Origin of the sequence: Pseudomonas sp. 18.1.10 (assembly GCF_024655625.1) — a bacterium.
Taxonomy (GTDB): Bacteria; Pseudomonadota; Gammaproteobacteria; order Pseudomonadales; family Pseudomonadaceae; genus Aquipseudomonas.
Genome location: NZ_JANLGL010000044.1, coordinates 1 through 26714, shown reverse-complemented (window position 1 = coordinate 26714; position 26714 = coordinate 1). Strand labels below are relative to the sequence as shown.

Sequence of the window (26714 nt, the reverse complement as noted above, 5' to 3'; positions counted from 1 at the left end):
TGACGCTTTCGCGAGCAAGCCCGCTCCCACATTTGACCGCGTATATCCTGTAGGAACTCGGTCGAATGTGGGAGCGGGCTTGCTCGCGAAGAGGCCGGCAAATACACCACAAAAATCAGGCCGCCATCCCCAACTCCCGCTTCACCAGCTTCGCCAGCTTCACGCTATCAATCGGCTTGAGCAAAAAGTCCACCACGCTCAAATGCATCGCATCAATCACATCCAACGCTTCCGCATCCCCCGACATAATGATGATCGGCAACGCCGCCCGCGTGGACTCGCGCACCTTGCGGATCAGCTCCAAACCGTTGCTGGGCGCCATGCGCAGGTCGGTGATGAGCAGGCCAATGGAACCGCTGGACTGCAGCAATGCCCACGCCGCCTCTCCGCTCTCGGCGGTCATGCAGCGAATGCCGTCCAGCCCGAGGATTTCCGCCAGCAGTTCACGGGCGTCCTTGTCGTCATCGACGATCAACACCCGTTGCGGCGGCAAATCAGGCTCCAGCATCACGGCGCTCAGCGCCTCGCGCTCGGCATCACTCAAAATATCGTGGTCGGACATACGGTTCTCAGCAGTTCTCATCAATCTCCCAGCACACTCGTCAGACATCTGCGGAAGGGCGAACAATGTGCACTTCGTCGGAAAGTTTGCCTAGTGGGCGTTCTACGGGTTTTGCACAATCTTCATGTAAGGTTTTTCCCTAGGTTTACGCCGGCTCCCGGGACCTAGACTTACGTCCAATGGGCACCCGCCCCGCAGGAGCCGACCATGAGGGACGATAACGACAATAAAATTGCGGTCACTGTTATGAGTAAAGCTGATGCCTTCGCCCAGGCGGGGAAAACTGCTGTGTTGCAGAACATTCACGGCACCTTGCAGTTCCTGCAACGCTTCCCGCCGTTCAACCAGATGGAAAACGCGCATTTGGCGTTTCTGGTGGAACAGTGCCAATTGCGCTTCTTCGGCCCCGGCGAGAGCATCCTCAAGCCGTCGGGTGGGCCCGTTGAACACTTTTACATCGTCAAGCAGGGCCGTGTGGTCGGCGAACGCCCGGACTCGGCAGAGACCACCTTCGAAATCACCACCGGCGAATGCTTCCCCCTCGCCGCGCTACTCGGCGAGCGGGCCACCCGCACCGAGCATAAAGCCGCCGAAGACACCTTCTGCCTACAGCTGAACAAGCCGGCGTTTATCAAGCTGTTCGCCCTTTCCAGCCCGTTTCGCGACTTTGCCCTACGCGGCGTGAGCAGCCTGCTGGATCAGGTCAACCAGCAAGTCCAGCAAAAAGCCGTGGAAACCCTCGGTACCCAATATTCCCTGAACACCCGCCTGGGCGAATTGGCCATGCGCCATCCGGTGACGTGCAGCCCGGCCACACCGCTGCGCGAGGCGGTGACGCTGATGCATGAGCAACAGGTCGGCAGCATCGTGATCGTTGACGAGCACAAGGCGCCGCTGGGGATTTTCACCCTGCGCGACCTCCGGCACGTGGTCGCGGACGGTGTCAGTGATTTCAGCCAGGCCATCGCCGGCCACATGACCCAGGCGCCGTTCTACCTGACCCCGGACCACAGCGCCTTCGACGCCGCCATCGCCATGACCGAACGGCATATCGCCCACGTCTGCCTGGTCAAGGATCAGCGCCTGTGTGGCGTGGTGTCCGAACGCGATCTGTTTTCCCTGCAACGGGTCGACCTGGTGCACCTGGCCCGCACCATCCGCAATGCGCCCCGGGTGGAAAACCTGGTGGCGATCCGCGGCGAGATCGGCCAGTTGGTCGAGCGCATGCTGGCCCATGGCGCGTCGTCCACCCAGATCACCCACATCATTACCCTGCTCAACGATCACACCGTGTGCCGGGTGATCGAGCTGACCCTGGCGGAAAAAGGCGACCCCGGCGTGCCCTTCAGCTGGCTGTGTTTCGGCAGCGAAGGCCGCCGCGAGCAGACGCTGTACACCGACCAGGACAACGGCATCCTGTTCGACGCCAAGGACGCCGCCGAAGCCGCGCAAATCCGCGCCCTGCTATTGCCCCTGGCGCAGCACATCAACCAAAGCCTGGCGCTCTGCGGGTTCAGCCTGTGCAAGGGCAATATCATGGCCGGCAACCCCGAGCTGTGCCTGTCGCGGGCCGAATGGGCGCGACGTTTTGCGGCGTTTATCCGCGAGGCCACGCCGGAGAATCTACTGGGTTCGAGCATCTATTTCGATTTGCGCGTGGTGTGGGGCGATGAGCGCGGCTGTGAGCAGCTGCGCCAGGGCATTCTCGATCAAGTCGCGGATAACCGGCTGTTCCAGCGCATGCTGGCGGAGAACGCCTTGCGCCAGCGCCCGCCCGTAGGACGTTTCCGCGAGTTTGTGCTGTCGCGCAAAGGCAGCGAGAAGGCCACGCTGGACCTCAAGGTGCAGGGCCTCACGCCCTTCGTCGACGGCGCGCGCCTGCTGGCCCTGGCCAATGGCATCCACGCCAACAACACCCTGGAGCGCTTGCGCCAGTTGGTGGTCAAGGAAGTCATCGAGCCACTGGACGGCGCCGCCTATGAAGAGGCGTATCACTTTATCCAGCAAACCCGCATGCAGCAGCATCAGTTGCAGACCCGGGAAAACCAGCCCTACTCCAACCGCGTCGACCCCGACAGCCTCAACCACCTCGACCGACGCATCCTGCGCGAATCCCTGCGCCAGGCCCAACGCCTGCAAAGCAGCCTGACGTTGCGGTATCAGCTGTGAGCCTATTCAGTTGGTTGCGTGCGAAAAAGCCAGGGCTCGACACCACGCAACAACAGCGTCTGGCGCAACTGTGCAAACCCGTCGCGCTGGGCGACCAATCCTTGCGCAGCCAACGCTGGGTGGTCCTGGACCTGGAAACCAGCGGCCTGAACCTCAACCGCGACCAGGTGCTGTCCATCGGCGCGGTGGTGATCGAAGACGGCGCGGTGGATTTCTCGCAGATGTTCGAGCGCACCTTGCAACGGGCCGAAACCAAGCCCGGCCCCAGTGTATTGATCCACGGCCTCGGCCCCAGCGCGATTGCCGCCGGCAGCGATCCGGTGGAAGCGTTGCTGGATTTCATGGCGTTTGTCGGTGACAGCCCGCTGCTGGCCTTCCATGCGCCGTTCGATCAACACATGCTGTGCCGGGCGCTCAAGGACAGCCTGGGTTATCGCCTGGCCCACCCGTTCCTGGACGTGGCCGACATCGCCCCGCTGCTGTGCCCCGAGGCGCATATCCGCGAAGCCGGGCTGGATGACTGGATCAACCACTTCAACCTGCAAGTCGGCGAACGCCATCACGCCAGCGCCGACGCCCTGGCCACGGCCGAACTGATGCTGATCCTGTTCAGCCGCGCGCGGCAGCAGCACATTGATACGCCGCAAGCGCTGCACGAGCGTTTGAGCCAATGGAAACGGCGTAAACAGACGCCATCGTTTTAATAGCATCACCCGACAGACGCCAATTGCGCCCACCCGACGCCTCTGACACAATCGCGAATAATTCTCGTTAGTTTAAACGTTTTGTTTGCCAGGTGATGCCTTGTCGTCGATCCAGAACCCACACAGTGAGCTTGTTGGCGCGTTGTACCGCGACCATCGTGGCTGGCTGTTGGCCTGGCTGCGGCGCAACGTGGCGTGCCCGAGCCGCGCCGAAGACCTGAGCCAGGACACCTTCATGCGCCTGCTGGGCCGTGACGAGCTGCGCGAACCCCGCGAACCCCGGGCGTTCCTGGTGGCCATCGCCAAGGGCCTGCTGTTCGACTATTTCCGCCGCGCCGCCCTGGAACAGGCTTATCTCACCGAACTGATGCTGATCCCGGAAAGCGAACACCCCTCGCCCGAAGACCAGCAACTGATCCTCGAAGACCTCAAGGCCATCGACCGCCTGCTGGGCAAGCTGTCGAGCAAGGCCCGCGCCGCCTTCCTCTATAACCGCCTCGACGGAATGGGCCACGCCGAAATCGCCCAGCGCCTCGGTGTGTCGGTGCCGCGTGTGCGCCAGTACCTGGCCCAGGGCATTCGCCAATGCTATATCGCCCTGTATGGCGAGCCGCTGTGAGCGTGGTCAGTTCCAAACCGGTATCGGCCCGCGTGCTGGATGCGGCGATTGCCTGGCAACTGTCCCTGGATTCGGGCGACGGCAGCCCGGTTGAGCGCGAAGAATTCGACAAATGGCTGGCCAGCGACGAAGAACACGCCCGCGCCTGGCGCCAACTGGGCATGCTCGACCAGCGCTTCAGCGCGGCATCGGGCCCGGCACGGGCGGCGCTGTTGCAGTCCCGCGAGGGCATTCGCCAGCGGGTACGCAAGCTCGGCAGTGGGTTGGCCAGCATCGCCGTGGTGATTGGCCTGGCCTTGTTTGCCGGGGAACGCTATGTGCCGATCCACTATTGGCTGGCCGACCAGCGCACCGCCACCGGCGAGCAGCGCACGCTGAAACTGGCGGACGGCACCTTGATTAACCTCAACACCCACAGCGCCATCGACGTGCGCTTTGATGACAAGCGCCGGCTGATCGTGTTGCAGGAAGGCGAAATCCTCGTCGAGACCGGCCACAACGATGGGCGGCCGTTTTATGTGCAAACCCGCGACGGCAGCCTGCGTGCACTGGGCACGCGGTTTATCGTCAGGCGCGAAGACCACGCCACGCGCTTGAGCGTGCTGCAATCGGCTGTTGGCGCCCAACCCGAGGCGTTGCAACAGGAACAGATCTTCAAGGAAGGCCAGCAGGTGCTGATGCGCACTGACGGCCTGGGCCCGACGCTGGCCGTCACCCCCGCCACCGACGCGTGGACGCGCGGCATGCTGGTGGTGGACAACGCGCGCCTGGGCGATGTGGTCGCGGAACTGGCGCGCTACCGCACCGGGCACCTGGGTGTGGATAAGCATGTGGCGGACCTGCGCATTACCGGCAGCTTCCCGTTGCATGACACCACCCTGGCGTTGAATGCGCTGCTGCCGACGTTGCCGGTGCAGATCGAGCAGCATACGCCGTGGTGGGTGACCGTCGGCGCCAAGCCTTAGGTTCTGTGGTGCGTGGGCGATTGCTATCGCAGGCAAGCCAGCTCCCACACTCGACTGTGTTCACACATCAAATGTGGGAGCTGGCTTGCCTGCGATGAGGCCCTCAAGAACACCCAAAAAATATTTGCAGCCAGCCCTATCACTTTTCGATTCTCGTTCGGCACCTAGGCAATTGAGAAATATTTCCATTCAGGAGCCGCCCCATGTCCCGCACGCTAGACACCCTGTTGCGCCCCAGCCTGTTAGCCGTGGCCATCGCCCTCAGCGCCCCGCTGGCCAGCACCCCGCTGATCGCCGCCGAACAGGCCTCCAGCGTGCGCGCCTACAACCTGCCGGCGGCTCCCCTGGCAAGCACCTTGAACCAGATCGCCAGCCAGGCGGGCTTGGCACTCACGCTCAACCCGTCGCTCGCCGCCGGCAAGACCTCGGCCCCGGTCAAAGGCCAGTTCGATGCACCCGGGGCACTGCGCGAAGCGTTGCGTGGCACGGGCTTGCAGTTGGGGCAGAGCAGTGCCGGGACGTACACGTTGGTGGTGATTCCAGAAGGTGTGGTTGCATTGCCGGAGACCAATATCATCGGCCAAGGCAGCACTGAAAGCGCCTGGGGCCCGGTGGATGGCTATGTCGCAACGCGCACCGCCGCCGGCACCAAGACCGATACCGCCCTCGTCGAGGCGCCACGCTCGATTTCCGTCGCCACCCGCCAGCAGATGCAAGACCGCAACGTGCAGAACCTGGATGACGCGGTGAAATACATGCCCGGCATCGTCTCCGCCAGCTACGGCAGCGACACCCGCTACGACTGGATGCGTGTGCGTGGTTTCGAACCGACCCAGTTCCTCGACGGCCTGCCACTGCCGCGCGGCGTGTACGCCAACCCGAAGGCCGAAACCTGGAACCTCGACCGCCTCGCCCTGCTACGCGGCCCCGCATCGTCGGTGTACGGCCAGACGCCACCGGGCGGCCTGTTGGACATGGTCAGCCGCCGCCCCAGCGAAGAATCGAGCCATGCCGTGCAAGTGCAATACGGCAGCGACAACTACCGCCAGATCAACTTCGCCAGCACCGGCAAGATCGACGATGAAGGCCAGTTCCTCTACGGCCTCAGCGGCGTGGTGCGCGATGCCGGCACCCAGGTCGATCATATCGACAACAAGCGCTACAACATCGCCCCCAGCCTGACCTGGAACATGGACCCTGATACCAAGCTGACCTTTCTCTCGCAATTCACCCGCGACGATACCGGTACCACCAGCCAGTTCATGCCGATCCAGGGCACCAAGATCAAATCGCCGCTGGGCGACGTATCCCATCACAAAAACCTCGGCGACCCGGACTACGAGTTCTACGACCGTACCTACTACGCGCTGGGCTACGCGTTCGAGCACCGTTTCAACGACACCTGGCAGTTCAAGCAGAACCTGCGCTACACCAAGTCGGAGTTGTCGTTCCAGCAGCTGACCGTGGGTTCCTACGCTTACTCGCCAGCCGACGCAGCGGGCAACATCAGCCGTTCCACCACCAACGTCGACGAGAACATCGGCCAGTTTGCGGTGGACAACAACTTCCAGGCCGACTTCGCCACCGGCGACGTGATCCACACCCTGCTGCTGGGCCTGGATCACCAGCGTACCGATACGTCCTACCGTGCGATCTACGGCACCGCCTCGGGTACCAACATCTTCAACCCGATCAACACCACGCCGACAGTGCGCCCGACCGACGTCCGGCCGTTCTACGACTACAACCAGAAAACCGTGCAGACCGGCCTCTACGTGCAGGACCAGATGGCCCTGGACAAATGGCGCCTGACCCTCGGCGGGCGTGAAGATTGGGTGCATCAGGCCACCACTTACTTCAACGACAGCGATGCAACCAACACCGACCGCGTCAAACACTTCAGCGGCAACGCGGCGCTGAGCTATGTGTTCGATTCGGGCTTCGTACCGTACCTGTCCTACGCCGAATCGTTCCAGCCCGCGAGCAACGCCGATACCAGCGCGTCCAAGACGTTCAAACCGACGGAAGGCAAGCAGTGGGAGATGGGCGTGAAATACCAACCGCCCGGCTCCAACACGTTGCTGACGGCGGCTGTCTACGACCTGACCCAGAAGAATGTGCAGGTGACCACCCTTGGCGCAGGCAACCAGCAAATCAACAGCCAGACCGGCGAAGTAAAGGTCAAGGGCCTGGAGCTGGAAGCCGTGTCTGACGTGACCGAGAACCTCAAGGTGATTGCGGCCTACACCCTGGCCAAGTCCGAAGTGCAAAAAGGCATCTACAAAGGCAACCGCCTGACCTTGATGCCCAACCAGCAAGCCTCGCTGTGGACTGACTACACCTGGCACACCGGCCCGCTCGACGGTTTCGGTATCGGCTTTGGCGCGCGCTACACCGGCAACACCTATGGCGACCAGGCCAACACCTGGCTGGGCAAGGCCAACGCCTACACCGTGTTCGACGGTTCGGTGCATTACGACCTCGGCCGCCTAGACAGCACCCTCAAGGGCGCCTCGGTGAAGCTCAACGCCACCAATCTGTTCAACAAGGACTACTTGTCGACCTGCGACGCCAACTACTGCTACTTCGGCGACCAACGCAGCGTCGTTGCCAGCGCCACCTACCAGTGGTAATCGGCTGAGTTAACAACCGGGCCGCCCCTGTGGGCGGCCTTGGCATGTCTGAAGGCTGGAAAATGAAAAGCAAAACCATCCGCCGCTGGTCCTTCATCCACACCTGGACCAGCCTGATCTGTACGGTGTTCCTGCTGCTGCTCGCCCTCACCGGCCTGCCGCTGGTGTTCCACCACGAGATCGACCACCTGCTGGGCAACGAACCGCAGTTGGCACAAATGCCTGCCGACACGCCGCAGCTCAACCTGGAGCAACTGGTGGCGAAGGCCCAGGCCCATCGCCCCGGCGAAGCCATGCAGTACCTGGCCTGGGACGAGGACGACGCGAACGGCGTGATCGCGATCATGGCGGCCACCGCCGGCACCGAGCCCAACTCGTCCCACACCTTCATGCTGGATGCGCGCACCGGTGATGCGGTGGAGATGCCGTCGGCGAATGGCGGCTTCACCCTGTTCCTGCTGCGCCTGCATGTGGATATGTTCGCCGGGTTGCCGGGCAAGTTGCTGCTGGCGTTCATGGGCATTCTGTTTGTGATCGCGATTATCTCGGGCACGGTGTTGTACCTGCCGTTCATGCGGCGCTTGAAGTTCGCCACCGTGCGCCAGGACAAATCCACGCGCTTGCGCTGGCTCGACCTGCACAACCTGCTCGGCGTGGTCACCCTGACCTGGGCGCTGGTGGTGGGCGTCACCGGCGTGATCAGCGCCTGCGCCGACCTGATTATCGCCGCCTGGCGCCAGGACAGCCTTAGCACGATGATCGAGCCCTACAAAAACGCACCGCCGCTGAGCCAACGCGCACCGGCCAGCGAGTTGCTGACCATCGCCGCCCAGGCCGCGCCCGGCATGCAGCCGGACTTTATCGCCTTCCCCGGCACGCGCTTTTCCAGTGAGCATCACTATGCGGTGTTCATGAAAGGCAGCACCCACCTGACGTCGCACCTGCTCACGCCGGTGCTGATCGACGCCAGCACCCTGGCCGTCACCGCCATCGCCGAACGGCCGTGGTACATGGACGCCATGGGCATGTCCCAGCCCCTGCACTTTGGCGACTATGGCGGCATGCCGATGAAGATCCTGTGGGCGGTGTTGGATGTGCTGACCATCATCGTGTTGGGCAGTGGGGTTTACCTGTGGATCGTCAGGCGTAAGACATGAAGCCAAGGCAATCGAGTTTCTGGAAGGTGTTTGCGATTCCGCTGGGGATTGGTTTGCTCAGTGCGGCGGGGTTGTTTGCGGCGTTGCTGGGGGATGGGGGGTGGGATTCGTTGAGTTGGGTGGGGTTGGGGGTGCCGGCGGCTCTTGGCACTTGGGGGTTGTTTAAGCGGCGCGCCTGATGGCGCTTTCGCGAGCAAGCCCGCTCCCACATTCGACCGCGATCCGCCTGACACAATGGGGTCAAATGTGGGAGCGGGCTTGCTCGCGAAGAGGCCTTCAAAAACACCACCAATGCCTCTAGGCTAGCCCCTACCCATCTTGAGGAATGCCCATGTCCACCATGACCCTGTTCCACAACCCCGCCTCCCCCTTCGTGCGCAAAGTCCGCGTGCTGCTGCTCGAAACCGGCCAGCAGGACCGCGTGGCCCTGCAAGCCACCCTGCCGACGCCGATCCAGCCCGACCCGCACGTGCTGCAAGGCAACCCCGTGGGCAAGATCCCCGCCCTGCGCCTGGCCGACGGTTCGGTGCTGCACGACAGCCGGGTGATCCTCGATTACCTCGACCACCAGCACGTCGGCAACCCGCTGATCCCCCGCGACGGCTCGGCCCGCTGGCGCCGCCTGACCCTGGCGTCGATGGCCGACGGCATCATGGATGCCGCCGTGCTGGTGCGCTACGAGACCGCCATGCGCCCGGTGGAGAAACATTGGGACCAGTGGCTGGACGAACAACGCAACAAGATCCGCCGCAGTGTCGCCGAGTTGGAAGCGGACGCGATTGCCGAACTGGCCAGTCATTTCGATATTGCCGCGATCAGTGTGGCGTGTGCCTTGGGTTACCTGGACTTCCGCCACCCGGACCTGCAATGGCGGGCAGACAACCCCAAGCTTGCCGCCTGGTACGCCGAGGTCAGCCAGCGCCCTTCGATGCAGCAGACCCAGCCGCCCATCTAACGCTCACCGACATTCCCCTGTGGGAGCGGGCTTGCTCGCGAATGCGATCTATCAGTAACGGATTCATTGACTGACCCACCGCTTTCGCGAGCAAGTCCGCTCCCACATTGTCCAGTGGCGTGGTTGAGGAAGTTGACTAGCCGCGCCTTCATCTGCTGATCTTCCCTTAACCCAATCATTGCACCCCCTCCAGGTCAAACTGCAACGGCTCCACCGCCTTGCGCTTGCCCACGCCATACCAGTCCAGCTTGCGTGTCAGCACCATCACCGTGCCCAACAAACCAAACAACAGCAGCGAGCCCATCAGCAGCGCGTAATCCTCGGCACTCAACAGCCCGTAGAGCAAGCCATACAACGCTGCCAACCCCGCCGAAAAGCCCAGCCCGTGGCGGATGCTGCGCAGCACATGGCAGACGTAGAAGCCGATCAACAACACACAGGCACTGGCAGAGATCAGGTAGGCCAGGGCAAAGCCGATGTGTTCGGACAGCGACAACAACAGCAGGTAGAAAAACGCCAGGGCAAAGCCCACCAGTGCGTATTGGATCGGATGCACCGCCAGGCTCTTCAGCACTTCGAACAGGAAGAAGCCGGCAAAGGTCAGGCCGATAAACAGCAGCGCGTATTTGATCGCCCGGTCGCTCTTGAGGTACTGGTCCACCGGGTCGATGAAGTTCACGCCGAAGCTGCGGTTGGTGAAATCCTTGCAGCCCTGGCCGTCCAGGCAACTTTGCAGCGCCTGTTCGAGGTTGGTGGAAAAGAAGGTGGTCTGCCAGTTGGCGGTAAAGCCGGTGTCGGTGACGTCCCGTTGCACCGGCAGGAAATTGCCGATAAAGCTCGGGTGCGGCCAGTTGGAGGCCAGCGACACCTGGCTGATCTTGCCCACCGGCACCACTTGCAACTGCTCGGTGCCTTGCAGGCGCAGGTCGAACGCGAAATCCACGACGTAGGGCTTTTTGCTGTCCTGTACCGGTAGCGCCACGTGCACGCCCTGCCCCAGCCAGTCCACTTGGGTACCGGGTTCGAAGTCCAGGGGCTGGCTGCCCAGCTGCAGTTTCAGGGCGTTTTCGATGCCGCGAATATCGCTGATACCCACCGCCAGAAACGCCGGCTCAAAGCGGTAATCGGCGAAGTCTTCGGTGATCCCCCATTGGGCGGGCAACTCGAAGCGCCCACTGATGCGGTTGTCGGCATGGAACAGCCGCGCCTGGTAGATGCCCCGTGCACGCAGTTCGGTCTGCACCTTGCCGTCGAGCTCAAAACGGTCCGGCAGAAAATACAGACGACCACGCTCTTCACGGGTGACTTCGTAGCGTTTGTTGAGCTTTTCATTGAGCTTCCACTCGCGCACGGTCTTGCGGTAAGGCACCACCATCACCGGGCCGGTGAGGCGCTGGCTGTAGCTGGAACTGCGGGCAATATCCTCCAGCACAGCATCGCGAGTGTATTGGCGATCGCCGATGATGCCGTTGATCATCAGCAATGGAATCAGCAATACCAGCATCAGCAGCGCAATCGCGCCGAGTTTGAAAAGCAGACTGCGGTTCATGGGACTCTCCCTGTTTTGATGGGGCGAGTCTGTGCAGCCTGTGTGGGGGGTTTATGTGGGCAATGTGGAGACTGTGTGGAGATGCAGCACCACTTGCACACCGCCAGGTACGTTGCCGATCTGCAAGGTGCCGCCGTGCAGCTTCACCACTTCCTCGACGAAGTTCAGGCCCAGGCCGGTGCTTTTGCGCCCGCTGGCCGGGCGTGGCAGCGAGTAGAAACGCTCGCTCAGGCGTGGCAGGGCATAGTCGGGAATCGGCGCCGCCTGGTTGAACACGCTGATGTGCACGTCGTTGTGCTGCGCGTGCGCGCTGAACGTCAAGGTGCCGCCCGAGGGCGTGAAGTCCAGGGCGTTGTCCAGCAGATTGCCCAGGGCCTGGCGCAACAGGAACGGCTCGCCGTAGACCTTCAAATCGCCAGCTATCGACTGTTGCACCTGCAAGCCGGCGCGTTCGATCCGCGCACATTGCGCCGCGAGCATGTCCTCGACCAGCGCCGCCAGCGGGATGCTCGCCTGTTCTTCCAGGCCCTGGCGCTGCTCCACCTGCGCCAGGTTCAACAGGCGTTCGATCAACTGCTGCAAGCGCGCGCTTTCGCTGTCGATATTGCCGACAAACCGCTGCTGCTGCTCACGGCTCATATCACCCTGCAACAATTCCGCCGCGCCGCGAATCGCTGCCAGCGGGCTTTTCAGTTCGTGAGTCAAGGTGTGCACGTAATGCTCGACGTAGGCCTTGCCTTCCAGCTGCGTGCGCATGTGCTCCACGGCGGTGGACAGCTGCTTCAACTCACCGCCACGGTAATGCGGCAACTCGGCGCGGCGACCTTCGCTGACAGCCTCGGCATACGCCGTGAGGCGGCGCAACGCCACCGTCAGCCACCACGACAACAACGCGCCGAGCAGCAGGCCCAGCACCACCAGCCCGGCGCCGTACCACAGCAGGCGGCGCTCGGTGCGGTCCACATAGGGCTGCAACGAACTGTTGGGCTTGGCCACGGTGACCACGCCGATGATCTGGCCGTTGTCGCGGATCGGCGCACCGACGTGCATCACCGACGAGGTGGCGTCGTCCTCGGCGCTGCGGGTGGAACGGGCGCCGTATTCACCGCGCAGGGTCAGGTACACGTCGTTCCATTTGGAATAGTCCTGGCCCACCGCCTCGCCCGTGGAGTCGAGCAGCACGATGCCCTTGGCGTCGGTCACGTAGATGCGGTGGTTGACCTGGTTTTTCGGCAGGCCCCAGATGGTCGCCCCCGGCTGGCGATTGCCGTAGGCCTTGAGCCATTCGGGCCAATGGCTTTGGCCGAGGGTGCCGTTCTTCACGTCATCGCGCAGGATCTCGGCGAGCAGGTTGGCGGTGTCCACCAGGGTTTCTTCGGTGGACTGGCGCACGCCGGGGCGGATTTCCTTCATCACCGTGCTCAGCACAAAGTAGCCAGTGAGGCCGATAAACAGCGCATATACGAGGAAAATCCGCAGCCCCAGGCGCATCAGCTGTGGCTCGGGCTGTAGCTGTAGCCGAGGCCGCGATGGGTCTGGATCGGCTCGGCGTCCGCCGCCACGCTGCGCAACTTGCTGCGCAGGCTTTTGATATGGCTGTCGATATTGCGCTCATAACCGGCATCCGCCGCTACGCCGACCGCGTCCAGCAATTGTTCGCGACTGAACACGCGTTCGGGCTGTTCCAGCAGGCTTTGCAACAGGCGGAATTCGTGGCGGGTCAGGCTCAGCGGCTGGCCGCGATAGGTGATCTGCATGCGTTCCAGGTCGACCTGGAACAGCGCCGGTGCCACACCGGGGCCGACGCGCTTGAGGATCGCCTTGACCCGTGCCGCCACTTCCCGTGGGCTGAACGGCTTGACCACATAGTCGTCGGCGCCGATTTCCAGGCCCACCACGCGGTCGATTTCACCGTCGCGGGCACTGAGGAACATCACCGGCACTTCGCTGAAACGGCGCAGTTGCTTGCAGGTTTCAAAGCCGCTGATATCGGGCAGGCCGATGTCGAGGATAATCAGGTCGGCCGGGGTCTGGCGCTGATGGGCCAGCGCCTCCTGGCCGAGACTCAGCCAGGTGGTGGTGAAGCCCTCGCCTTGCAGGGCGAATATCAGCGTATCGGCTATGGCCGCTTCGTCTTCGACAATCAGGATGTGGGGCATGGGGGTCTGTCAGCAGTCCGGTTTGTCCGCAGTGTAACGACGGGCCGGGTTTACCGCTGCGCCAAATTCACGCAGGGCCTTGGCGCCGATCAGCAGCGGGTAGTTGAAGCTGCTGCGATCGGTGAGGTTGACCTCGACGGTGCGCTTGACGTTGCCCAGGCACATTTCCAGGTCGATCACCGGGCGCTTGGCCACTGTGGCCTCGTCCTTGTCGTCGTCTTCGTCGGCGCGGCTCTTGATCTTGCTGATGCGCGAGACTTTGTGTTCGAAGACCTTATCGGACGCGTCCTTGCCACCGAGGCGGAAGCGTACCCAATCGTCGCCGTCACGCTGGAAGGTTTCGATGTTGCGCGCAGAGAGCGAGGCGGTCAGGGCGCCGGTGTCCATCTTGGCCTTGAAGGTCTGGCCGATCTCCGGCAATTGGATGTATTCGTAGCGACCGTAGAGGGTCGGTTCGGCGGCCATGACGGGCACGGCAACCAGGGCGAACGCAGCAAGTAACAATTTCACGAAGGCATGTCCTCGGAAAGAAGTAGGCGGATTCTAGACCGCAAAGACCGTACTTAGTTAGATCGTTCCCACGCTCCGCGTGGGAACGATCACACATTCGTCCGGCGATTTGCGATTTGGCCTCTAGACTCTCCTTGCTTATCATGACCCGCCCACAAGAATCCAAGAGTTGCTTATGCGCCGCCTGCTCACCGGCTGTTTGGTCACCCTGCTGCTGTTGCTCAACACCCTGGTCCTGATCGGTCCGTTGATGGTGTTTGCCCTGCTCAAACTGGTCGCCCCCGGCCGCTCGCGCGACGCCATGTCGTGGGCGGTGATGTGGATCGCCGAGACCTGGGCCGAGATCGACAAGCTGATTTTCGCGTTGTGCATCCCGACCCGGTGGGACATTCGCGGCGGCGGCGACCTGCGCACCGACACCTCCTACCTGGTCATCAGCAACCACCAATCCTGGGTGGATATTCCCGCGCTGATCCAGGCCCTCAACCGGCGTACGCCGTTTTTCAAATTCTTCCTGAAAAAAGAACTGATCTGGGTGCCTTTCCTCGGCCTCGCGTGGTGGGCGCTGGATTACCCGTTCATGAAGCGCTACAGCAAGGCGTTCCTGGCCAAGCACCCGGAGCTGGCCGGGCAGGATTTGCAGATCACCAAGCAGGCATGCGAACTGTTCAAGCGCCAGCCGGTGACGGTGGTCAATTATCTGGAAGGCACGCGGTTCACTGAGGCCAAGCGGGCGCAACAGCATTCGCCGTTCACGCGTCTGCTCAAACCCAAGGCGGGTGGCGTGGCGTTTGTGCTGGCGGCGATGGGTGAACAGCTGGATGCGATCCTCGACGTCACGGTGGTTTATCCACAGGCGACCATTCCAGGTTTCTGGGATTTGGTCAGCGGTGCCGTGCCAGAGGTGATCGTCGACATCCAGACCCGTGAGTTGGACCCGGCGTTGTGGCAGGGGGATTACGAGAACGATCCGGCGTTTCGCAAAACCGTCCAGAACTGGGTGAACCAGCTCTGGACGGAGAAGGACCGCCGTATACAAGCGCTTTCAAATGAACGCGGCGGGACCGGTCACCGAACCTTGGAGCCTTAGTGTTTTCAGTCCAACGTTCAGGCCAGCGACTGCAGGCTATTCACCAGAGCCTTTCGTACCTGTTCCGCGCCACTGGCCGTAGCGCCAACGCCGACCAGATCCTGAATAGCCGAGCGCAGATCGGCCAAGACCTGTTGGGCATCTGCGCCGGTAGCGCCGCCATCCAGGAGTGTCTTGAGCGTTGAAGCTACAGCGTCAGCCTTTTCGTCCACGGACTTCGGCGTCTTCGACTGCAGGTCAGCAAGATTGACCGCACCTGGCATCATTCCTTCGCCAGTCCACTCTTCCGCCAGGTCGACCTTTTTAGGTTGGCCGTCATCCCCCTTCACATAGTGGGTACCGCCGGAGGGCAGCGGTTTGTCGGCTGGCCACTCCTTCGCACCTCGCTTAGCCTCTAAATCTGTAAGCTTGACTGCACCTGGCATCTCTCCGTCGCCAGTCCAATGTTTCGGCAGGTCAATCTTCTTAGTTTGGCCGTCATCCCCCTTCACATAGAGAGTGCCGCTGGAGGGCAGCCCTTTACCGGCAGGCCATTCTTTCGCCGCTGCATCGCTGCGAGAGCTTTCCGAGCCGATATAGGTCTGGAGTGTTTGCAAGCTTTTCAGCAGGTTGGCAACTGACTTATCAGGATTGGCTCCATCAAGTACGGCCTTCACGTCATTGCGCAAATCCTGCATTAACCACGTCGGGACCTGCGAGCTATTCGCTGCGTTTGCGCCAACCTGCCCCGTTTTTCGGCTCTGCTCATGGCTGTTGAGCTGGTGGATAAAGGTTTGCACTGTGTTCTGAAGCTGATTGATAGAAGTCATGGGTTCACCACTGGGTCAGTTGATTTAACCTTTGCAGATCACGCGTGGCGATGCTGTAAAAGGTACTACTGCGTGGTGCTCATAACTCCTACCGTTCCCACCACCTCACCACAATTTATTACCCTGACCACCCACCACCACTGAAAAGCAACCTCCCGGTCACGGCAGACACTGCACGCCTGGGGTCAGCACCGTTAACTGCCAGTCCCCCAAGCCTGTGCCAGCTTGCCCAGCACCGAGCTGCTAGCGCCCTGACCACCCAGGTACTGCAAGATCACCGGCGCAAACTGGCCGATCATCCCGCTGTCCATGCCCAGGGCACTGAAGGCCGTGTTCAGGTCATTGGTGCTCTTCACATTGCCCAACAGACCGTCCAGGCCGCTGGCCTTGCTGCCGCCCGCCTGGCCGAGCATCCCGCTCAAGGCCCCGAGGCTGCCCAAGGCATTGTTGCCCGACAGTTGATCCAGGCCCGGCACGCTGTTGCCCAATTGTGAGTAGTCATTGCCACTGAGTTTGTTCTTGGCCAGCCCCAGCATCGCGCCCGTGCCGCCGATGGCTTGCTCGGGGGTGATGTTGAGTTGCGAGGTCAATGCGCTCAGCAAGCCGGCCGTCTCGGACGACGGTGCGGCGGCAGCAGCCTTGTTGCCGCCCTGCATACCGGAAATGGCATTGGCGGCGTCACCAAGGCTGAACCCGGCGGCGAACGCCGGGCTGGCCGCCAGGGTCATCAGGCAGGAAAGGGCAAAACCGCGTGAAATCTTCATCAAGACAACCTCTGAAAGTAGGAGCTAAAAGCGCGCGTTTGACTGACGATCCCGAAGGATTGTTCCCACATTGAGATTAGTTCAGAAAAGGCTGCATCCGCATCATCCGCCCGTGCGTATATCCCAGCAGCACCGCCGGGAGTGACATGGAATGAACGCACAAGCTGAACTACCCTTTGCCTACCGTGCGCAGTCCCGCCGCCCTCATTCGAGTGCCTGGAGAAGCCCTATTCCGATCAACGATGCAGACCCGTTGAGTGCCTTGCTGGGGCAATGCGCCCTTGGCAACCGGCAGGCCTTCGAAACGCTCTACCGCACTGTTTCGCCGCGCTTGCATGGTGTCGCCTTGCGGTTCATGGGCCGCTCGGACCTGGCTGAAGAAGTGTTGCAGGAAGCCTTCGTGCGCATCTGGTACAACGCCTCGCGCTACGAGGCCCACCTGGCCGCACCAATGACCTGGATGGTCAACATCACCCGTAACCTGGCCATCGACCAATTGCGCAAACGCCGCGAACAGCCCCTGGCCGACGGTCAGCAGGATGGGCTGCTCGACGACAGCCCCAGCGCCCACGAACAACTCGACCGCGAACGCAACGCCCACGCGCTGAACCGCTGCCTCGACAGCCTCGACGGCCTGCAACGCCAGTCGATCAGCGTGGCCTACTTCAAAGGCCTATCGTGCGCGCAGCTGGCCGAGCACATGGCGGCCCCGTTGGGCTCGGTCAAATCCTGGATTCGTCGCGGCATGGAACGCCTGCGCAGGTGCCTTGAATCATGAACTACCAAACCACCCCGTTGCGCCGCGCGCTGGCCGCCGACTACGCCATCGGGCTGATGCCGGCTACCGCTCGTCGGCGCTTTGACAGTTTGTTGCTGGAAGATCCAGCACTGCGTGCCGAACTCGGCCACTGGCAGGACGCCCTCGCCAGCCTGACCGGCACGCTGCCTGAACATCCGGTGCCAGACCACGTATGGGCCGGCATCCAGGCGCGCATAGAACCGCAGGTGCTGCATCTGCCGGTGAAGAAGCCGAGATGGCGAAATATGCGCTTGCTGGCGGCCGCCTGCGCGGTGGGCGCGGCGCTGCTGGTGGGCGTGCTGTACCCGCGCGATCCGGGTGTGACGTACACCGCCACCCTGGTCAACGCCAGCCAGCAACCGGCATTGCGGGTCCAGGCCGTGGGCGATCATCTGCAAGTCGAGGCGTTGCCCCTGGCCGCCGTGGAACCGGCGCGTGACTTGGAGCTGTGGGCGATTGCGCGCGGCAGCAAGCCGATCTCCCTGGGCCTGGTGCCCGGCAGGGGCAAAGGTCGAATCCCGCTGGATGCGGCTCAGCAAACCTTGCTCAGCCAGCCGCTGACCTTGGCGGTCAGCCTGGAACCTCAGGGCGGCTCACCGACCGGCCAGCCGACCGGCCCCGTGCTATATCAAGGCGAATTGGCCATACGCTGATACACAGCACGCACCGCGCAGGTCAGTCCGACATTTGACACTCATCACGCCAAGGATCTGGCCCACGTGCCCACGGAACTGAACCCACCTTACAGCCCACCCAAGGCAGCCTCCCCACTAACCCCTAGCGTGGAGACTCAACCCGAAGACAAGGAGCTGTGACGTTTATGATCGGACCCCTACCCAATTTTTTTGCACTGTTCAGCGCCCTCGGCAGCCAGCAACTCCCCCCGGCTGCGGCCCCATCCAGCGATACCGGCCAATGCCCGGCCACTCGCGATATCCGCTCGCAGCCCTATACCGACCCGGATATCCCCTCCCCCTTCGGCGACGGCTTCACCTACAGCGTCACGGCCAACGGCAAGACGTGGGTGGGGCAAACTGCCGGAACTGACGACGACTACCTGGACAAGAAGTACGAACTGCGGCCCGAACGGATCTACGAAAAGGACGGCAGGATCTATTGCGACTACGGTGGAACGACCGTGACCGAAAATGGCAACAGGGCCACCCCAAATCTGCGGCTCTCACGACCGAAATAACCGGCAAAAAAAAGCGACCTCTCGGTCGCTTTTTTCAGGCGCGATGGCTTACGCCGCGCTGAACAGCTTGTGCGGATCGATCACAAACTTCTTCGGCACACCCGCATCAAACTCGCCGTAGCCACGTGGCGCTTGATCCAGGCTTATCACCTCCACGCCAACAATGTCGGCGATGTTGAGGCGATCCCACATGATCGCCTGCATCAGCTGGCGGTTGTACTTCATCACCGGCGTCTGCCCGGTGTGGAAGCTGTGGGATTTGGCCCAGCCCAGACCAAAGCGAATGCTCAGGCTGCCCATTTTCGCGGCGGCATCCACGGCACCTGGATCTTCGGTGACGTACAGGCCAGGAATACCAATCTTGCCCGCCACGCGCACCACGCCCATCAGCGAGTTGAGCACGGTCGCTGGCGCCTCGGCCTTGACGCCGTCATGCCCGTGGCCGCGGGCTTCGAAGCCCACGCAGTCGACCGCACAGTCCACTTCCGGCTCGCCCAGCAAGGCAGCGATCTGCTCGTGCAGCGGGGTGTCGGTGGACAGGTCGGCGATTTCAAACCCCTGGGCCTTGGCGTGGGCCAGGCGGATCGGGTTGACGTCGCCGATAATCACCACGGCCGCACCGAGCAGGCGCGCAGAAGCGGCAGCGGCCAGGCCGACCGGGCCGGCACCGGCGATGTAGACGGTGCTGCCTGGGCCAACGCCAGCGGTGACGGCGCCGTGATAACCGGTCGGGAGGATGTCGGAGAGGCACGTCAGGTCACGGATTTTTTCCATGGCCTTGTCGCGGTCCGGCAGTTTCAGCAGGTTGAAGTCGGCGTATGGCACCAACACGTACTCGGCCTGGCCACCGGTCCAGTCGCCCATGTCGACGTAGCCATAGGCCCCGCCCGGACGGGCCGGGTTGACGCTCAGGCACACGCCGGTGTGTTGTTCTTTGCAGGAGCGGCACAGGCCGCAGGCGACGTTGAACGGCACCGAGACCAGGTCGCCGATTTTCAGGTTTTCGACGCCGCTGCCCATCTCGATCACTTCGCCCGTGATCTCGTGACCGAGCACCAGGCCGACCTGGGCCGTGGTGCGGCCGCGCACCATGTGTTGGTCGGAGCCGCAGATATTGGTGGAGACCACGCGCAGGATGACGCCGTGCTCAATCTTCCTGCCACGGGGGTCCTGCATTTTGGGATAGTCGATTTTCTGTACTTCGACTTGGCCGTTGCCGAGATACACGACACCACGATTACCAGACATGCTTTCACCTCGCTGTTGTTTTTATGGAACTGCGTTGCCCTTGGGTGGGCAGCGCGTTAAATGCTCGGGTACAGATGCTGTTTCTTGTGTTGTTAGTGAAGGCCTCTTCGCGAGCAAGCCCGCGAAGGCGTCCATCAGAGCACCACAGTTCTATTGGCGTTCAAAAACACCCGCCGCTCAATGTGATACCCAACGGCCCGGGCCAACGTCAGCCCTTCAATATCACGCCCCTTGGCAATCAAATCCTCGGGATAGTGGCTGTGATCCACCACCTCCACGCCCTGGGCGATGATCGGGCCTTCGTCCAGGTCGTTGTTGATGTAATGCGCCGTCGCGCCGACCAATTTCACGCCCTTGTTGTACGCTTGATGATACGGCTTGGCGCCCTTGAACCCAGGCAACAACGAGTGATGAATGTTGATGGCCTTTCCATCAAGTTTGCGGCACAGCTCCGGCGACAGCACTTGCATGTAGCGCGCAAGGATCACCAGTTCGGCGCCGGTGTCTTCCACCACCTGCCACACCTGACGCTCCTGGGACGGTTTGTCGTTGGGGTCGAGGGGGAAATGGTAGTAGGGAATCTGGTGCCAGTCGGCCAACGGCTTCAGATCAGGGTGGTTGGACACCACCGCGACCACGTCCATCGACAGCTGGCCGATGCGCTGGCGGTACAGCAGGTCGTTGAGGCAGTGATCGGCCTTGGAGACCATAATCACCACTTTTGGCCGGTAGTTCGGCGCCGTCAGTTCGAAGATCATGCCAAAGGCTTCGCCGCGCGTGGCCAGGCCGTCGCGGAAGCCCTGCTCGTCAAAACCGTCCGGCTGGCGGAACTCCACGCGGATGAAGAACCGGCCCGAAAGCCGGTCATCGAACGAATGGTGCTCGGTGACGTAGCAGCCCTGTTCGAACAAATAGCGGGTGACCGCGTCCACCGTGCCGAGCACGCTGGGGCAGTCGGCGGTCAAAATCCATGTATCGGGTGCGCGGCTCATGGGGCATTCCTCAGGCTTGGACGTTGAGGCCGAATTCCGCAGAGGCATCCTGCAACCACAACCACCAGTAGTCCGAGAAGCTGCGGCGAATCAGCAGCTCCCAGGTGTCTTCGGCCGTGTGGCGGATCACCAGTTGGGACTTGGCGAACACCGTGCCCACGGCCTTGCCCACCGGGAAGTTGTCGGGGTGCACGTCGTAGCTGGTGGACTTCATCAATACATCGCGCACGTTCGGGCCGCTCAGTTCAAGGATCTGCTGGCCGCCGCTGACGTTGACGACCTGGATATGCAACTCACCCAGGGCGTCACGCAGGCTTTTCTCGGCGGCGAATTCTTCACCGCTGGGCACGATGAGCAACCACTCATCCGGGCCGAGCCATTGCAGGCTGGTGTCGCCCTTGACGATCACGGTCAAGGCGCTTGGCAGTTCGATGCCCAGGGCCTTATGTACGCCGGCGGCGAAGGCTGCGTCATGGCCATCGCCACGAATGGTCAGGTGGCCCAGGAGTTTCTTTTCCCGCACGGTCACGCCGGCGTTCTTGCGGCCCTTGCCGACCAGGCTGGCGAGGTCGGCATGGTGCAGCGACGACTCGGCCTTGGCCCCGGTGGTTGGGCGTTGTTGGTAAACATTGGCTGCTGTCATAAAGCACCTATCCTGATTCTGTTGTGCGGCTACTGGCGTCTTCGCGAGCAAGCCCGCTCCCACATTTAGGCCTCATTTCAAGTTGAGGTTTCAGCGGCCTTTGATTACCAGGTCGGCCGGGGTTTCTCCTACCGCCTGCCAGTTCGGCCGGTACATCGACTCCACCTGCGGCGGCGGCACGCGGTACGTGCCTGGTGTCACCGCCCGTGCCAGGTACAGCAGGTGCGTGGTGCCGGAGCCGTCCAGGTTCAGCGCGGCCACGTAACGGTCATCACGGAACTCCTGGTGCTTGAGCGACGCGTTCTGCATCGACTCGCGCCATTCCTTCACCTGGCTGCTGGCGTTCTCCAGGCTCGCGGCGCTTTGCGCCAGGTTCTGGTTTTCCAGTTCCAGGCCGGCCGGCAGCAGGTCCACCACCAGGGCGTCCGGCACGCGCTGCTTGGCGCTGACGGCCAGATGCACCAGCACCAGGTCGCCGCTGTTGAGGTTGCGCAGGTTCAGCGGCTGGCCGTTCATGCCCAGGTATTCGCGGCGGATCCCCAGGTTGTCACCACCCGGCGCCGGTGGCACCTGTGGATAACCCGAGATCGTCAGTTGTTGATACACCGGCACATCCCCCTGATTGGTCAGGCTCAGGTTGCCAGACAGCAGCTTGCCTTCCAGGTCCAGCGTTGACTGCTGATTGTTCAACTCCTGAATACCGCCGCTGCCATCGAGCAGCACTTTCCAGCCCGACTCTGGCTTGGCAAACCCCAGGCGCCCGGCAAGGAACAGCGAATTGCGCTCCTGGGTCGACAGATACGGACTGGCCGCCAACTGATCCGACAGGGTAAACAAGCGTTCCTCACGCTTGCCCTTGGCCAGGTCATTCTCTTCCAGCAACGCCAGGATCATCGCTTGATCGCGCAGTGGGCTGCCGTAGTCGGCCAGCCATTCATTGGCATTGCGCTGCGCCGCCAGGCCGGCCAGCAGCGCCTGGTCGGCACGCGGCTGGTCGCCCATCTTTTGCAGGGCGATAGCCAGTTGCACCAATGGCAACCCGGAGCGTGCATCGCTGCGGCGCTCGAACAAGCTACGCAACGCGCCCAGCGGCGCCTGTTGGCTGCGCGCCAACACCATGCCGGCGTAGGCCTGCACGGCGAAGCGGGTGTGGTCGGCGTTGTCGCTGTAGTCGACCTCGATCAGGTTGCGCTCCTGCACATAACGCAGCAGGCGTTCGCTGGCCTTCTTCAAGGCTTCAGGCGGCACGGCAAAACCTTGGTCGCGGGCGCGCAGCAGGAAGTCGGTGACGTAGGCCGTCAGCCAATATTCTTCTTCGCCATCGGCGCCCCACAAACCAAAGCTGCCGTTGTAACGCTGCATACCCAGCAGGCGCTCGATGCCCAGCTCGATCTTGCGTTTGCGCTCGGCATCCGGCTCGCCCTTGATCGCCAGGCGCTTGAGCAAGGCATCGTCGGCATACAGCGACGGGTACAAGCCGCTGGCAGTCTGTTCCAGGCAACCATACGGGTAGGCCCTCAGCGCGTTGATCTGCGCGCCAAGGTTCAACGGCGGCCGGCTCGACAGGCTCAACAGCGCTTCACGCCCCGCCGCATCGAACTGATCCAGCGCGCCCGCGGGCAGGCTCCACGGCTGATCCTTGAGCACCGCGCGGTAGTGCTTGAGCAGTGCCGGATACGCCGGACGCACGCCCAGGGTCCACTCGCGGCTGAACGGCGGCAGGTTTTCACCCGGCAGGTCGAGGCCGTTCACCGTGACCTTGACCTTGCCTTGCCCCAAGCCGCCCCAGGCTTTCACCGGGATGCGCAGCGTGGTGCGCTGGCCCTGTTGCAATTCGACGGTTTGCCCAGCTTCGTTGACCGGCTCGAGCTGCCCTTCAACGCTCACTCGCACATCGAGTTTCTGCGCCTGGCCCGACAGGTTGGACAGGTCCAGCGCCAACGTCGTCTGGTCGCCACCGGCGAGGAAGCGCGGCGCCGACAGCTCGGCAATCAACGGCGCAGCAATCACCGTCTTGGCTTCGGCCATGCCGTAGCGATCATCGCTCCAGGCCTGGGCCATCAGGCGCAGTTCGCCGTTGAAGTCGGGAATGTTGACGCTGACTTCGCCCTCGCCCCTGTCATTCAAGGTCACCGGCGCGCTTTGCAGGGCGACGATGGTCACGCTGGTGTCGGGGCGCTTGCCGCCCTTGGCCAGCGCCGCATCACCACCAAACGCCAGGCTGGCCAGGCGGCCCTGGCCGGCTTCGATCAGTTGGCCGTAGATATCGAACTGGTCCACACCATAGGCCTTGCGGCCAAACAGGCTGGAGTACGGGTCGGGCGTCGGGTATTCGGTGATATTGAGGATGCCGACGTCCACTGCCGCCACCAGCACATGCACCTGTTTCGGCACGCTGCCATCGGCATTTTTCGCCGCGACTTTCACCGTCAGCGGTTGCTTGGGGCGCATTTTTTCCGGCGCGGTGAGGGTCAGGCCGAGTTTGCGCTGGGTGCGATCCAGCGGCAGGTGCAGCAAGCCTACCGCACGTTTTGGGGTGATATTGGCTTTGCGCTCGCCGGGACGAATCACCAGGGCGTTCACGTACAGGTCATGGCGCGACCATTTCGGGTCGAGTTTCACAGCGAAGCTTTTACCCTCGGCCGGCACCTCGATTTCCTGCCACCACAACGGGCCTTCGGCGGATTCCACCAACAGGTAGCCTTTACCGGCAGCGGGCGGTGTCACCGTGACGTTGGCGGTATCGCCGTCGCCATACGCCGGTTTATCCAGCGCCAGCTTGACTTGGTCGGGGCGCACAGCGCCGCCTTCGGTGTTGTCCTGGGCCTGGTAGCCGGCCCAGAAGCGCAGGCTGCTGACCAGACCGGTCTGCGGGTCTTCGACCTCGACGCGGTACGGGCCCCACTCGACCTGGAAGCTGACCTTGGCGGTGTCGCCGGCCTTGATGTTCAGGGTCTGCTCATCGAGGTTGAGGAATTTCTCGTTGAAGTGGTAGCTCCAGCCATCGTTCTCGGAGTAGTTCCAGTAGTAGTCACGGCGCTCGCGCACCAGGCGCACCTTGAGGTTTTGCGCGGCGAGTTTCTGCCCGTCCTGGTTGGCCAGCAGCACTTCGAATTCCGCCGGGCCGTCGCCGTTGGTTTCGGTGCCGTCAAACAACCCGCGCAGGCCCGGCAGTTGCTCGGCCGGCCAGATCGGTTGCACCAGGCGCCGGGTGATCGGCCGCCCACCGGACTCTTGCAGGCTGGCTTGCACGATCAATTGCAGCGGCGACTTGGCGTCGGCCCATTTGCTTTCCAGGGTCAGGGCTTCCTGGCCTTTGGCGTCGAGCACGCTTTCGTCCAGCTCGAAATCCTGGCTCAGTTCTTCTTCGGTGACGGAGCCGAACTGGTAGCCCGGCAGCGACTTGACCGCCTCACGCAATGGCCGCACATAGACTTGGCCGCTGACGCGATTGCCGGACGCAGGCGCGCCGTAGAGGTAACGCCCGGTGACCTGGATCACCGGGTTTTCCGCAGGGCTCAACGGCGTGTCGCTGCCCTTGAGTTCCAGCGCCAGGCGTTCGGGCAGGAAGTCTTCGACGAGGAATTCATACAGCTGCGGCTTGCCATCGCCCAGGTCGAACACCAGCTGCCAGCGCCCGGTCGGCGCTTCGCCGGCCAGTTGCAGTTGATACTGATAGAGGCCCGAGGCGTCGGCATCCCAGACGAATTTGCGGCTGACCTGTTCGTCCGGGCGGCGCACTTCGACGCTCACCGGCTGCGGTTTGACCGCGTTGCCATCCTTGTCCCGCAGCAGCGCGTTGAGCAACACGGTTTCGCCGGGGCGATACAGGTCGCGCGGGCCGAACACAAAGAACTGCAACGGATGGGACGGCTGGCCGCCAATGTCGAACTCCGCCAGGTCCAGCGCGGCGCTGTCGAGGCGCAGCATGCTGGTCTGCTCGCCTCTCTTGGCCAGCAGCACCTGGGCTTTTTTCGGCAACGGCAACTCGGCGTGGCCGCCCTTCTCGGTCTTGCCCTGGCCCAGCACGCGGCCGTCGGCATCGAGCACTTCGAGATCGACACCATCCAGCGCCTTGCCGCCTTCCAGTGCCTGGGTAAACACATCCAGGCGATTGGCGTAGCGGTGCACCGACAGGCCGATATCACTCAGGGTGAACAGCGTGGCCGGTTGGGAATAGTTGTAGGTGCCCGACGCGCGCATCACTGCCAGGTACACGCCCGGCTGTTGCAATTGCTTGAGGCCGGCGATGGGCAGCAACAGGGTTTCGCGGGTATTGCGCGCCGGGTTCAGGTCGAAGCGGCCGCCGTAGACCAGATCGGCCAGGGGCAGCAGTTCGCGGGATTCATAACTTTGCAGGCTGGTGTTGCGCCCCCACTGCGCGAGGAAGGTCGGCAGGGACTCGGGCTTGATGCGGAAGAATTCGACATCGATCTTGTCGACGTTCAGCGCGATCACCGGCAGGCCCTCGGCCAGACGCGTTGGCAGCAAGGTGCCACGGCTGGCGAAGCCGACGGTGGCTTGCAGGTCGCGGGTTTCCAGGCGGGCGATGTACTCGGCGGCGAGTGTGTTGGCGTTGACCGCCTTCAGGCCGGCATCGACCGTCAGCACCAGTTTGCGCTGCGGCTCCAGATGGCGCAGGCGCAATTCCATCAGGTTGTCGGAGATTTCCCAGGCGCCATCGACCTTGCCGGACTTGCTGTCCACCAGGTGGAGTTTGTCGGCGAATTTCTGCTCGGGGTCCAGGGGAATGGAAAAACTCACGGAGAGCGTGCTGGCCCCGTCGAGCTGCACCTCGGACACATCCACCACACTCAGCTCTCGCCCGGCGTAACGCTGCTTCAGCGCTGCCACATCCACCACTGCCTTCGCCGGTTTTGGCGCTGTGGCCACGGTGGGCGCAGGGGGGGCAGCGGGTTTATCGGAAGAATCGCAGGCGCTCAGCAGGGCCAGCGCGCAGGCCAGGAACAGTCCTTTGTTAAGCATGGGGCACTCGTAGTGGGAGGGGCCGAGGGATGAACTATATATCAGCCTGTGAGGGGGCGATGAGGTGCTGGTCACATTGACCGACGGAGGGTGGTTTGGTTCTTGAAAGGAAGTGATGCCAAGCCAAATCCCACAAACACTGAAGATCAAAATGTGGGAGCGGGCTTGCTCGCGAATGCGGTGGGTCAGAAATACATATGCAAGCT

The 26714-nt window shown here is 62.6% G+C and carries 23 protein-coding genes; 12 read left to right on the top strand and 11 right to left on the bottom strand.

What is annotated here, in order from left to right; all coding sequences use genetic code 11:
- Positions 1 to 115: 115 nt before the first annotated feature.
- Positions 116 to 562, bottom strand: coding sequence for a response regulator (locus tag NUV89_RS10460; protein ID WP_257781229.1), 447 nt, complete (start codon positions 560 to 562; stop codon positions 116 to 118).
- A 246-nt stretch (positions 563 to 808) separates the two neighbouring features.
- Here NUV89_RS10460 and NUV89_RS10455 point away from each other — a divergent pair, with 246 nt between their 5' ends.
- The 8 genes from NUV89_RS10455 (at position 809) to NUV89_RS10420 (ending at position 9764) form a co-directional block, all read left to right on the top strand.
- Positions 809 to 2731, top strand: coding sequence for a putative nucleotidyltransferase substrate binding domain-containing protein (locus NUV89_RS10455; protein WP_257781228.1), 1923 nt, complete (start codon positions 809 to 811; stop codon positions 2729 to 2731).
- Positions 2728 to 3435, top strand: a complete 708-nt coding sequence (locus tag NUV89_RS10450) for a PolC-type DNA polymerase III (RefSeq protein ID WP_257781227.1) — start codon at positions 2728 to 2730, stop codon at positions 3433 to 3435. The genes NUV89_RS10455 and NUV89_RS10450 overlap by 4 nt, the downstream gene beginning before the upstream one ends.
- A gap of 100 nt (positions 3436 to 3535) precedes the next feature.
- Positions 3536 to 4054, top strand: coding sequence for an RNA polymerase sigma factor (locus NUV89_RS10445; RefSeq protein ID WP_257781226.1), 519 nt, complete (start codon positions 3536 to 3538; stop codon positions 4052 to 4054).
- The gene (locus tag NUV89_RS10440) at positions 4021 to 5019 is read left to right on the top strand and encodes a FecR domain-containing protein (RefSeq protein ID WP_374684479.1); all 999 of its coding nucleotides are present in this window, start codon (positions 4021 to 4023) and stop codon (positions 5017 to 5019) included. The genes NUV89_RS10445 and NUV89_RS10440 overlap by 34 nt, the downstream gene beginning before the upstream one ends.
- Positions 5020 to 5222: 203 nt before the next feature.
- The gene (locus NUV89_RS10435) at positions 5223 to 7652 is read left to right on the top strand and encodes a TonB-dependent siderophore receptor (protein WP_257781224.1); all 2430 of its coding nucleotides are present in this window, start codon (positions 5223 to 5225) and stop codon (positions 7650 to 7652) included.
- Positions 7653 to 7714: 62 nt separating this feature from the next.
- Complete coding sequence (locus NUV89_RS10430) at positions 7715 to 8809, top strand: PepSY domain-containing protein (RefSeq protein ID WP_257781223.1); 1095 nt, start codon at positions 7715 to 7717, stop codon at positions 8807 to 8809.
- A complete protein-coding gene (locus NUV89_RS10425; RefSeq protein ID WP_257781222.1) occupies positions 8806 to 8988 on the top strand; it encodes a hypothetical protein in 183 nt (60 codons plus the stop codon). The genes NUV89_RS10430 and NUV89_RS10425 overlap by 4 nt, the downstream gene beginning before the upstream one ends.
- A 146-nt stretch (positions 8989 to 9134) precedes the next feature.
- Positions 9135 to 9764, top strand: a complete 630-nt coding sequence (locus NUV89_RS10420) for a glutathione S-transferase family protein (protein WP_257781221.1) — start codon at positions 9135 to 9137, stop codon at positions 9762 to 9764.
- A gap of 175 nt (positions 9765 to 9939) precedes the next feature.
- Here the strand turns inward: NUV89_RS10420 and creD are convergent, their stop codons facing one another.
- The 4 genes from creD to NUV89_RS10400 are packed head-to-tail and all read right to left on the bottom strand — an operon-like array spanning position 9940 to position 13982.
- Entirely contained in the window at positions 9940 to 11313 is a 1374-nt protein-coding gene (gene creD, locus NUV89_RS10415) for a cell envelope integrity protein CreD (RefSeq protein ID WP_257781220.1), read from the bottom strand.
- A gap of 51 nt (positions 11314 to 11364) precedes the next feature.
- Positions 11365 to 12804: a two-component system sensor histidine kinase CreC gene (creC, locus tag NUV89_RS10410; protein WP_257781219.1), complete on the bottom strand. Its 1440-nt coding sequence runs from the start codon at positions 12802 to 12804 to the stop codon at positions 11365 to 11367.
- Positions 12804 to 13472, bottom strand: a complete 669-nt coding sequence (creB, locus tag NUV89_RS10405) for a two-component system response regulator CreB (protein ID WP_257781218.1) — start codon at positions 13470 to 13472, stop codon at positions 12804 to 12806. The genes creC and creB overlap by 1 nt, the downstream gene beginning before the upstream one ends.
- A 9-nt stretch (positions 13473 to 13481) precedes the next feature.
- A complete protein-coding gene (locus tag NUV89_RS10400) occupies positions 13482 to 13982 on the bottom strand; it encodes an ATP-dependent zinc protease (protein ID WP_017738455.1) in 501 nt (166 codons plus the stop codon).
- A gap of 175 nt (positions 13983 to 14157) precedes the next feature.
- Here NUV89_RS10400 and NUV89_RS10395 point away from each other — a divergent pair, with 175 nt between their 5' ends.
- Entirely contained in the window at positions 14158 to 15072 is a 915-nt protein-coding gene (locus NUV89_RS10395; RefSeq protein ID WP_257781217.1) for an acyltransferase, read from the top strand.
- 17 nt (positions 15073 to 15089) lie between these two features.
- Here the strand turns inward: NUV89_RS10395 and NUV89_RS10390 are convergent, their stop codons facing one another.
- A complete protein-coding gene (locus NUV89_RS10390) occupies positions 15090 to 15881 on the bottom strand; it encodes a hypothetical protein (protein ID WP_257781216.1) in 792 nt (263 codons plus the stop codon).
- 194 nt (positions 15882 to 16075) lie between these two features.
- Positions 16076 to 16645, bottom strand: a complete 570-nt coding sequence (locus NUV89_RS10385; RefSeq protein WP_257781215.1) for a DUF2780 domain-containing protein — start codon at positions 16643 to 16645, stop codon at positions 16076 to 16078.
- Positions 16646 to 16796: 151 nt separating this feature from the next.
- Between NUV89_RS10385 and NUV89_RS10380 the strand changes: the two genes are divergently transcribed.
- The 3 genes from NUV89_RS10380 to NUV89_RS10370 all read left to right on the top strand — a co-directional run bounded on the left by NUV89_RS10380 (position 16797) and on the right by NUV89_RS10370 (position 18639).
- On the top strand, positions 16797 to 17423 hold the full coding sequence (locus NUV89_RS10380; RefSeq protein WP_257781214.1) for a sigma-70 family RNA polymerase sigma factor: 627 nt from the start codon (positions 16797 to 16799) through the stop codon (positions 17421 to 17423).
- Complete coding sequence (locus NUV89_RS10375; RefSeq protein ID WP_257781213.1) at positions 17420 to 18097, top strand: anti-sigma factor domain-containing protein; 678 nt, start codon at positions 17420 to 17422, stop codon at positions 18095 to 18097. The genes NUV89_RS10380 and NUV89_RS10375 overlap by 4 nt, the downstream gene beginning before the upstream one ends.
- 167 nt (positions 18098 to 18264) lie before the next feature.
- A complete protein-coding gene (locus NUV89_RS10370) occupies positions 18265 to 18639 on the top strand; it encodes a hypothetical protein (protein WP_257781212.1) in 375 nt (124 codons plus the stop codon).
- Positions 18640 to 18687: 48 nt separating this feature from the next.
- Here the strand turns inward: NUV89_RS10370 and fdhA are convergent, their stop codons facing one another.
- The 4 genes from fdhA to NUV89_RS10350 form a co-directional block, all read right to left on the bottom strand.
- Positions 18688 to 19887: a formaldehyde dehydrogenase, glutathione-independent gene (gene fdhA, locus NUV89_RS10365; protein WP_026137006.1), complete on the bottom strand. Its 1200-nt coding sequence runs from the start codon at positions 19885 to 19887 to the stop codon at positions 18688 to 18690.
- Positions 19888 to 20021: 134 nt separating this feature from the next.
- Positions 20022 to 20879: a formyltetrahydrofolate deformylase gene (gene purU / locus NUV89_RS10360; RefSeq protein ID WP_016977808.1), complete on the bottom strand. Its 858-nt coding sequence runs from the start codon at positions 20877 to 20879 to the stop codon at positions 20022 to 20024.
- A gap of 10 nt (positions 20880 to 20889) precedes the next feature.
- Positions 20890 to 21522 (bottom strand): sarcosine oxidase subunit gamma, encoded by a 633-nt coding sequence (locus tag NUV89_RS10355; RefSeq protein ID WP_257781211.1) that lies wholly within the window; start codon positions 21520 to 21522, stop codon positions 20890 to 20892.
- A 90-nt stretch (positions 21523 to 21612) separates the two neighbouring features.
- Complete coding sequence (locus NUV89_RS10350; RefSeq protein WP_257781210.1) at positions 21613 to 26508, bottom strand: alpha-2-macroglobulin; 4896 nt, start codon at positions 26506 to 26508, stop codon at positions 21613 to 21615.
- Positions 26509 to 26714: the final 206 nt, after the last annotated feature.

What these genes read in the sequence shown, in the direction of transcription:
- NUV89_RS10435 (WP_257781224.1), top strand. Translation starts at nt 5,223, where the DNA reads ATGTCCCGCACGCTAGACACCCTGTTGCGCCCCAGCCTGTTAGCCGTG.
- NUV89_RS10375 (WP_257781213.1), top strand. Translation starts at nt 17,420, where the DNA reads ATGAACTACCAAACCACCCCGTTGCGCCGCGCGCTGGCCGCCGACTAC.
- purU (WP_016977808.1), bottom strand. Translation starts at nt 20,879, where the DNA reads ATGAGCCGCGCACCCGATACATGGATTTTGACCGCCGACTGCCCCAGC.
- NUV89_RS10425 (WP_257781222.1), top strand. Translation starts at nt 8,806, where the DNA reads ATGAAGCCAAGGCAATCGAGTTTCTGGAAGGTGTTTGCGATTCCGCTG.
- NUV89_RS10370 (WP_257781212.1), top strand. Translation starts at nt 18,265, where the DNA reads ATGATCGGACCCCTACCCAATTTTTTTGCACTGTTCAGCGCCCTCGGC.
- NUV89_RS10440 (WP_374684479.1), top strand. Translation starts at nt 4,021, where the DNA reads ATGCTATATCGCCCTGTATGGCGAGCCGCTGTGAGCGTGGTCAGTTCC.
- NUV89_RS10395 (WP_257781217.1), top strand. Translation starts at nt 14,158, where the DNA reads ATGCGCCGCCTGCTCACCGGCTGTTTGGTCACCCTGCTGCTGTTGCTC.
- creB (WP_257781218.1), bottom strand. Translation starts at nt 13,472, where the DNA reads ATGCCCCACATCCTGATTGTCGAAGACGAAGCGGCCATAGCCGATACG.
- NUV89_RS10385 (WP_257781215.1), bottom strand. Translation starts at nt 16,645, where the DNA reads ATGAAGATTTCACGCGGTTTTGCCCTTTCCTGCCTGATGACCCTGGCG.
- NUV89_RS10430 (WP_257781223.1), top strand. Translation starts at nt 7,715, where the DNA reads ATGAAAAGCAAAACCATCCGCCGCTGGTCCTTCATCCACACCTGGACC.
- NUV89_RS10460 (WP_257781229.1), bottom strand. Translation starts at nt 562, where the DNA reads ATGTCCGACCACGATATTTTGAGTGATGCCGAGCGCGAGGCGCTGAGC.
- NUV89_RS10390 (WP_257781216.1), bottom strand. Translation starts at nt 15,881, where the DNA reads ATGACTTCTATCAATCAGCTTCAGAACACAGTGCAAACCTTTATCCAC.
- creD (WP_257781220.1), bottom strand. Translation starts at nt 11,313, where the DNA reads ATGAACCGCAGTCTGCTTTTCAAACTCGGCGCGATTGCGCTGCTGATG.
- NUV89_RS10350 (WP_257781210.1), bottom strand. Translation starts at nt 26,508, where the DNA reads ATGCTTAACAAAGGACTGTTCCTGGCCTGCGCGCTGGCCCTGCTGAGC.
- fdhA (WP_026137006.1), bottom strand. Translation starts at nt 19,887, where the DNA reads ATGTCTGGTAATCGTGGTGTCGTGTATCTCGGCAACGGCCAAGTCGAA.
- NUV89_RS10420 (WP_257781221.1), top strand. Translation starts at nt 9,135, where the DNA reads ATGCCCATGTCCACCATGACCCTGTTCCACAACCCCGCCTCCCCCTTC.
- creC (WP_257781219.1), bottom strand. Translation starts at nt 12,804, where the DNA reads ATGCGCCTGGGGCTGCGGATTTTCCTCGTATATGCGCTGTTTATCGGC.
- NUV89_RS10380 (WP_257781214.1), top strand. Translation starts at nt 16,797, where the DNA reads ATGAACGCACAAGCTGAACTACCCTTTGCCTACCGTGCGCAGTCCCGC.
- NUV89_RS10455 (WP_257781228.1), top strand. Translation starts at nt 809, where the DNA reads ATGAGTAAAGCTGATGCCTTCGCCCAGGCGGGGAAAACTGCTGTGTTG.
- NUV89_RS10355 (WP_257781211.1), bottom strand. Translation starts at nt 21,522, where the DNA reads ATGACAGCAGCCAATGTTTACCAACAACGCCCAACCACCGGGGCCAAG.